The following is a 6,000-nucleotide window of genomic DNA, read 5'->3' as shown; positions in this document are numbered from 1 at the left end:
CGCTTTCTGTAATGTGCTTGACGGCCTGAATTTTAAATTCTTCGGTATATCGCTTGGATGACATTTCATTCTCCTCTTTAGCTTCATTGTATAGCTAAAAAGTGTCTAGGAATATCGGGGCGATTCACACTTTCGCTTCTATTACACTTATAAAACTAGTGATATTTTCTGTTTTATTCAGTTTCGGGATAATCAATAAAGACAAGCTTATCACTCTTGTCAAGATAAACAGTCGTGTAAAGCACTTTCTTCCCGTTTAAGCGATAGTATCTTAAGGTTTGTATATCCACACCAAAGAATTCTACTTTTTGGTCCTGGAGATCCCTTTCCCCCAAGAACGTAATTGACTCCGTGCTCGATATGGATTCTTTCAAAGGTTTGGAATAATAGGAAAATGGAAAGTTCATATGAATATTTACGTTTTCTTTTTTTGAATTTATTGTTTGAAAAATTTCAAGATGAACATTAGTTAAAGCCATATTGGAGTCTTTGACAGCAAATTTTTTTGATAATTTCTCCAATTCAGGATAGTAAAGCGATGCCAGTTCCTTGGCCAAGGTAAAAGTCGCACTGCCACGTAAGTTGGTTAGAATGATCACCACAAATTTATCTTTAGGAACAAGAAGAGCCTGACTGCTGAATCCGGTCCTGAACACTCCACTATGTTCAGAAACGGCGAGTCCCCCCAAGGGCCAATTCATCCAGCCAGCTCCGTAAGAAACCTTGTCACCATTGTCCAGCCGTGTTGGTTCGAACATCAGGCTCCTGGACTGATCGCTTAAAAAATCGTCCGTAAAGAGGGCATTGTAAAACTTCAACAAGTCATAGGCGGTGGTTCGAATGCCAGCATCGCCTCGGCCATAGGCTACCGGAGCTATCAAAATTCCATTTCCTATTCCTGAAACAGGACCGTTTATGATTGCGGGATCATAGTCAAAATAACCAGAAACCCTGTGCGGTATGATCTTGTAAGGGTGATCAACAAATGTTTCTTTCAGCGATAATGGGCCTAAGATTTTTTCTTCAAGGTATTCTTCGTATGAACTGCCAGCAATCCTTTCAATTACAATGCCGAGGACAAAATGACCACTTGCATAACGGTTGTCTGTACCAGGTTTGAATTTTAGTTCTTGGTTGAAATGAACTTTAAGGAATTCCTCATTTGTCTGTGTTTTAAGAAACATTTCATTTGACTTATTCCAGTCATGCAACTCCCAATCTTCAACCAGTCCCGAAGAGTGCATAAGAAGATGCTTTATGGTCATTGTCTGCCATGAATCAGGAGCTTCCGGGATGTACTTCTTCACGGAATCTTCCAAGTCCAGCAATCCATTTTCTGCCATCAATAAAATCGCTGCTGCTGTATACGTTTTACTCATTGACGCTATAGCAAAATTCGAACTCTTGGTAATGTCAGCATCAAGTTCTACATTCGCTTTACCATAATACCCCTCATCAATAACTTTTCCGTCTTTCGCAATCAGGAAAACCATTCCTGGAGTATTAGTTGACTCCATTCTTTGCCTAACTATCCGTTCTGCTTCGTTCTCACAATAGACAGTACAATTTTGCAGGAAAAAGATTAAGGATATTAATATACTATTTCTCATTTAGTCCCTGTTTAGAGTTAATGGAGAATTTATTGGATCAGGATACATTTACTCTCTTTTGGTTCCGTCACTTTAACTACAATACAATATACTCTGATTCAATACACTCGCAACTTTTAATCAACAACACAGGTTTACTCTTGCATAGAATCTGGCGAATAAAACTATCTACCATCAATTTTCCGGAACTCATGTGTTCCGCAGCCGCATCCGTTCTGGTCACTAGTGAATGCGCATGCCATATAATCATCTGAAGCTTTTGCTGTATCAATGGTGGTTCGGATCTAACTCAATCTTGCCCAACCATTTCGTCACAATATCTCACGGCTATTTCACTGGCGTAAAATTACTATCTTCCGTTGAATAAAATGCACCTGCTGCAATCAAAAAAATAACACCAGATAATAAATATAAATAAATGAATTTAATGTTTTTCATGTTTAGCCCCCCTAAGTAAAGCCTATCGAGTTAAGCGAATTAATGTTCACCGATTAATTAACCTTGTAGGAATGGCATAAATGAGACACAAGACCGCAACAGCGGCCGCTACGTGCTTGATAGCGTGGCCACTCATAACTGCGGTTGCGATGAATATCTGCCCGTCGAAATACTCAAAAGCTTTAGCCAATAAGTAGAAGCCGAACGCCCATAGCAAGAGTCTGCTGCTGAGATAGCGTTGCCGAAACATGGCGAGCGTGAGCGGAATGAGCAGAACGGGTAAAAACTGGACAATGGCATAGGATCGGAGATCACCCTTGCCAAGCGATTCGGTCCATGCCCAATACAATGTGGCTGCGGCTCCAACCAATACCAAAATCCAAACCAGCTGTGGACGAGGGGTACGCAGTACACGCTCACCAAGCAGCAGCGACAGCAAGGCCATGAAGGCCACAGTCATCGGCAGCCTGTCCCACAGCAACGTCTGGTTTGTTGGGGCGTAGTGATAGTAGGCCGAGCCAAAACCAACCAAAACGATTCCAACACACAGAATTAAATAGGCATTAGCGCTCTCTTCGTGCAATAACCTAGGGTAGCGAAGCAACCCCAGAGTACCAACTATCACAAAAGGTAGGTTGGACGCCACGTTCCAGAAGTTGCTAATACCAGCAATATGACGCGAATCTGCGAAGAAATGGTAGTTAGGGTCTTGAGCAATAGGATCAACGAAAAACAGAGCCACGACAGCGGCAGCTGAGATGAGGATAAGGATTACACAGCGGTGTTCGTGAGATAACATTCTTGCCCCAAGTTGTGACCAAGCCGTTAACGCCTTGCTTAACGGCAGCCGAAGCGAAGCGTAGGCTGTCCGGTGGAGGCCGCGCTTTTGGCGGCCGGAACGAATTACAGCAACTTGTTACATGTTTGCTGGAAAAACATTAGGGGCGGTGTCTCGCCCCCTTTGCCCACTACCTAAACCAGCAAGATGATAGCTATGCGAATAGCCCACTTAACTAGCTCAGGGTGTATTCTGACTGTCAATTCAATCGTCATGAATAATCCTCAAGAGCAGATCCAAAGTACAGGTGAGGAACGGTAATTAGCCGCTCAGCACCATGACGAACCAAGACGCCTTGCTTGGTCGGTGGATGATAGATGCCACCTAATCAGAGCCACTTTTGCCTACTTTTATACTTGAAGAGTCAGAAATTCCCCTTTCTCGATTTACATGTAACGCCGCTCAGCACGCGCGGCTACGGAATGGAGGCGAAGCCGCAATGGAGTAGCCGTCGCCGTGACTGGCATTGTTATGCACCCTTCTCGCGCTTAGATTTGGCATAGTTTATCTGCTGAACAATAGCCGTACCAAAGTCGAGGTGAGAGGGTTGATTGTTGATTAGAATGTCAGGTGCTTTGCCCCAATGACAAAAGGGTGTTGCGATAACTAATTGCCCGCCATCTCTCCAAGCCACAACTACATCCAGTTGATCCCATTCAACGAACCAATCTTCGGGTATTTTTGACCAAGGCAGACCGCCGGATATTTTAGGCTCAATAGCTTCGGATGCGGCGGCCCCGATTTCCTTTCTATCTGCAGCGGAATGCAGCAAATATAGCGAATCATCCCGACGCCGAATGAACGTGATTTCACCTGTGACGTAATTCGAATAGATGTCTACTGCGTGATCTGGATTCATATTCTGCTATGCATAACATTATATTACCGGACAATGCCGATAACCTTTTGATTTTAAATTGATTATTTTTAATGTCTGCTTTTGTGGCTAATACCAAGCAAAACGGACAGTTCTGTTCTGGTATCCCTTTTCCCAACAAATTTACAAACACTATGGTTAATTACTTACAAACCTTATAGTAATTGGCTCTTTTGTAATTGCAATCACTTTTTTAGTATATAGTCTCAGTTAACAAACAGGACAAGGAATGTCTGGTTCTCCTTTTTTACAATCTATACGTTATTATCTAAGAACCAACCATTACAGTTATCAGACTGAGAAATGCTACCTTTATTGGATCAAGGATTTTATCCGTTATTTTCGTATGGAGCATCCACAAAACCTTTCAGATTCAGACGTGAGCAATTACTTATCTTTTCTGGCGGTTAAGCGTAATGTCAGTAAAAGTACGCAAAAGCAAGCGTTAAATGCGTTAGCTTTTCTTTATAGGAATATTATCGGTAATCCGTTAGGTATTCTGCCCGGAATTACACGCTCAAAAAAGCCTATTCGTTTACCAACTGTTTTCAGTCGTGAGGAAGTCTCTCGTATTTTTTCCACTCTAACGGGGGAATACAAAGTTATTGCTTCCTTATTATATGGCAGCGGCTTGCGCGTTACTGAGGTTTTATCTTTGCGAATCAAGGATACAAACTCTAGGACACCCACAATTATTTCGCACAAGCATAGCAGAGATTAGCCACTGACTATTGCGGGTTACTTGTCTATGCTTTACCTATGGATAACAACGCTAAGGATGGCGTTTATGACGGTGGCTCGAAGCCGATTAATTGATATAAACTCAACACCTTATTACCACATCACTTGTCGCTGTGTGCGCCGTGCTTTTCTGTGCGGTGTTGATAACTATACGGGTAAGGACTATGAGCATCGCCGCAGTTGGATTGAGGATAAGCTGTTTGAGCTAACCTCAGTCTTTGCGATTGATGTGGCGGCCTATGCCATTATGAGCAATCACTATCATCTGGTGTTGCGGATTGATAAGGAGCAAGCCGAGGCATGGTCAACACGGGAGGTGTTGGAGCGCTGGACACAATTGTTTAACGGCAGCATGGTTGCTCAGCGGTATTTAGCCGGAGCACCTTTGGGTGAAGCCGAGCTGGAGGTGCTGGGTCAGCTGGTTGATGAGTACCGTCAACGCCTGATGAATATCAGTTGGCTGATGCGCATTCTCAACGAGTCCATTGCTCGAATGGCCAACAAGGAAGATAACTGCAAAGGAAAGTTCTTCGAGGGACGCTTTAAATCGCAGGCTCTGCTGGATGAAGCCGCCCTCTTGTCCTGCATGGCCTATGTGGATTTAAACCCGGTTCGGGCCAAGATGGCGAAGACACCGGAAACATCCGATTACACCTCTGTGCAAGCACGTATCCAGCAGGAACCCAGCAAAGCCTTACTGCCCTTTATCGGCAATGAACGACAAGAGCAACCCAAAGGCATTGCCTTTCACTTAACCGACTACCTTGAATTGGTTGATTGGTCAGGACGAGCGATTAGACAAGGGAAACGAGGCAGTATTCCAGCATGCCTCCCTCCTATCCTTGAGCGACTCAACCTGACCGAAGACGACTGGTTACTCCAAACTCAGTTCTTCGAAAGACGTTTTAAAAGAGCAGCCGGACACTGGTATACCCTAAACAAGCTTGCCAAAAATCTGGGTCAAAGCTGGCTCCAGGGTAAAACGTTAAAGCTCAAAACCACGTAACAACAATTCCGATTTGAAAAATCCTAGTCATCAAGACCACTTGAAGCCGACTCCTGTCTGACGTTCAGGTAACAATGTCAAAACTATCCATTTAGACCAAAAAGCAGACATTTAAAACCAACCAACGAACCTCTCAAGCTGTGCCCTTAACGTCAAAACACCCAATGACTACCAAAGACAAATTGTGGGTGTCCTAGATTTTCATTAGATGACACAATGTCCAAAGAGCTGGTGGAATTTTTCCCCGTATTTGAACACTTCCTCAATCAGTCCGAGTTAATCCGCCAACGCTATAATGAGGTCCCGCTGTGTAAATACCTTTATAACTTCTTTTTGCTGCCACCAAAGCAACGAAAATCTGTCATGGATAAAATTCAGGCGTTGGTCGCTCAGGAAGATTTTTCACCCTCACACTTTACTCAACTAGCGTTGCTCCAGAGCGGTGAGTTTAATATAAAACGCTAGCTTCTAAGAATGCCTTGGGAACTCA

At 43.6% G+C, this 6,000-nt stretch carries 6 protein-coding genes; 3 read left to right on the top strand and 3 right to left on the bottom strand.

All coding sequences use genetic code 11. The features are described from left to right. Positions 1-173 precede the first annotated feature (173 nt). From H7708_RS13080 to H7708_RS13070, 3 genes are all read right to left on the bottom strand, one after another. Positions 174-1,610 (bottom strand): serine hydrolase domain-containing protein, encoded by a 1,437-nt coding sequence (locus H7708_RS13080; RefSeq protein WP_223671313.1) that lies wholly within the window; start codon positions 1,608-1,610, stop codon positions 174-176. 484 nt (positions 1,611-2,094) lie between these two features. Continuing rightward, complete coding sequence (locus H7708_RS13075) at positions 2,095-2,847, bottom strand: ceramidase domain-containing protein (protein ID WP_223671312.1); 753 nt, start codon at positions 2,845-2,847, stop codon at positions 2,095-2,097. A gap of 508 nt (positions 2,848-3,355) precedes the next feature. Beyond that, complete coding sequence (locus H7708_RS13070) at positions 3,356-3,745, bottom strand: hypothetical protein (RefSeq protein ID WP_223671311.1); 390 nt, start codon at positions 3,743-3,745, stop codon at positions 3,356-3,358. 247 nt (positions 3,746-3,992) lie between these two features. On the opposite strand from H7708_RS13070, the gene H7708_RS13065 reads away from it, so the two are divergent. From H7708_RS13065 to H7708_RS13055, 3 genes are all read left to right on the top strand, one after another. Next, on the top strand, positions 3,993-4,484 hold the full coding sequence (locus H7708_RS13065; protein WP_223671310.1) for a phage integrase N-terminal SAM-like domain-containing protein: 492 nt from the start codon (positions 3,993-3,995) through the stop codon (positions 4,482-4,484). A 66-nt stretch (positions 4,485-4,550) separates the two neighbouring features. Beyond that, positions 4,551-5,510, top strand: a complete 960-nt coding sequence (locus tag H7708_RS13060) for a transposase (protein ID WP_223671309.1) — start codon at positions 4,551-4,553, stop codon at positions 5,508-5,510. 216 nt (positions 5,511-5,726) lie between these two features. Further along, complete coding sequence (locus tag H7708_RS13055) at positions 5,727-5,975, top strand: hypothetical protein (protein WP_223671308.1); 249 nt, start codon at positions 5,727-5,729, stop codon at positions 5,973-5,975. Positions 5,976-6,000: the final 25 nt, after the last annotated feature.

The sequence above is a fragment of the Kangiella shandongensis genome, assembly GCF_020005365.1.
Classification (GTDB): domain Bacteria; phylum Pseudomonadota; class Gammaproteobacteria; order Enterobacterales; family Kangiellaceae; genus Kangiella; species Kangiella shandongensis.
This window is presented reverse-complemented; position numbering and strand designations above follow the sequence as displayed.

Bases quoted from the DNA above. Each gene is read 5' to 3' on its own strand.
- H7708_RS13060 (WP_223671309.1), top strand. From the start codon at position 4,551: ATGACGGTGGCTCGAAGCCGATTAATTGATATAAACTCAACACCTTAT.
- H7708_RS13075 (WP_223671312.1), bottom strand. From the start codon at position 2,847: ATGTTATCTCACGAACACCGCTGTGTAATCCTTATCCTCATCTCAGCT.
- H7708_RS13065 (WP_223671310.1), top strand. From the start codon at position 3,993: ATGTCTGGTTCTCCTTTTTTACAATCTATACGTTATTATCTAAGAACC.
- H7708_RS13070 (WP_223671311.1), bottom strand. From the start codon at position 3,745: ATGAATCCAGATCACGCAGTAGACATCTATTCGAATTACGTCACAGGT.
- H7708_RS13080 (WP_223671313.1), bottom strand. From the start codon at position 1,610: ATGAGAAATAGTATATTAATATCCTTAATCTTTTTCCTGCAAAATTGT.
- H7708_RS13055 (WP_223671308.1), top strand. From the start codon at position 5,727: ATGTCCAAAGAGCTGGTGGAATTTTTCCCCGTATTTGAACACTTCCTC.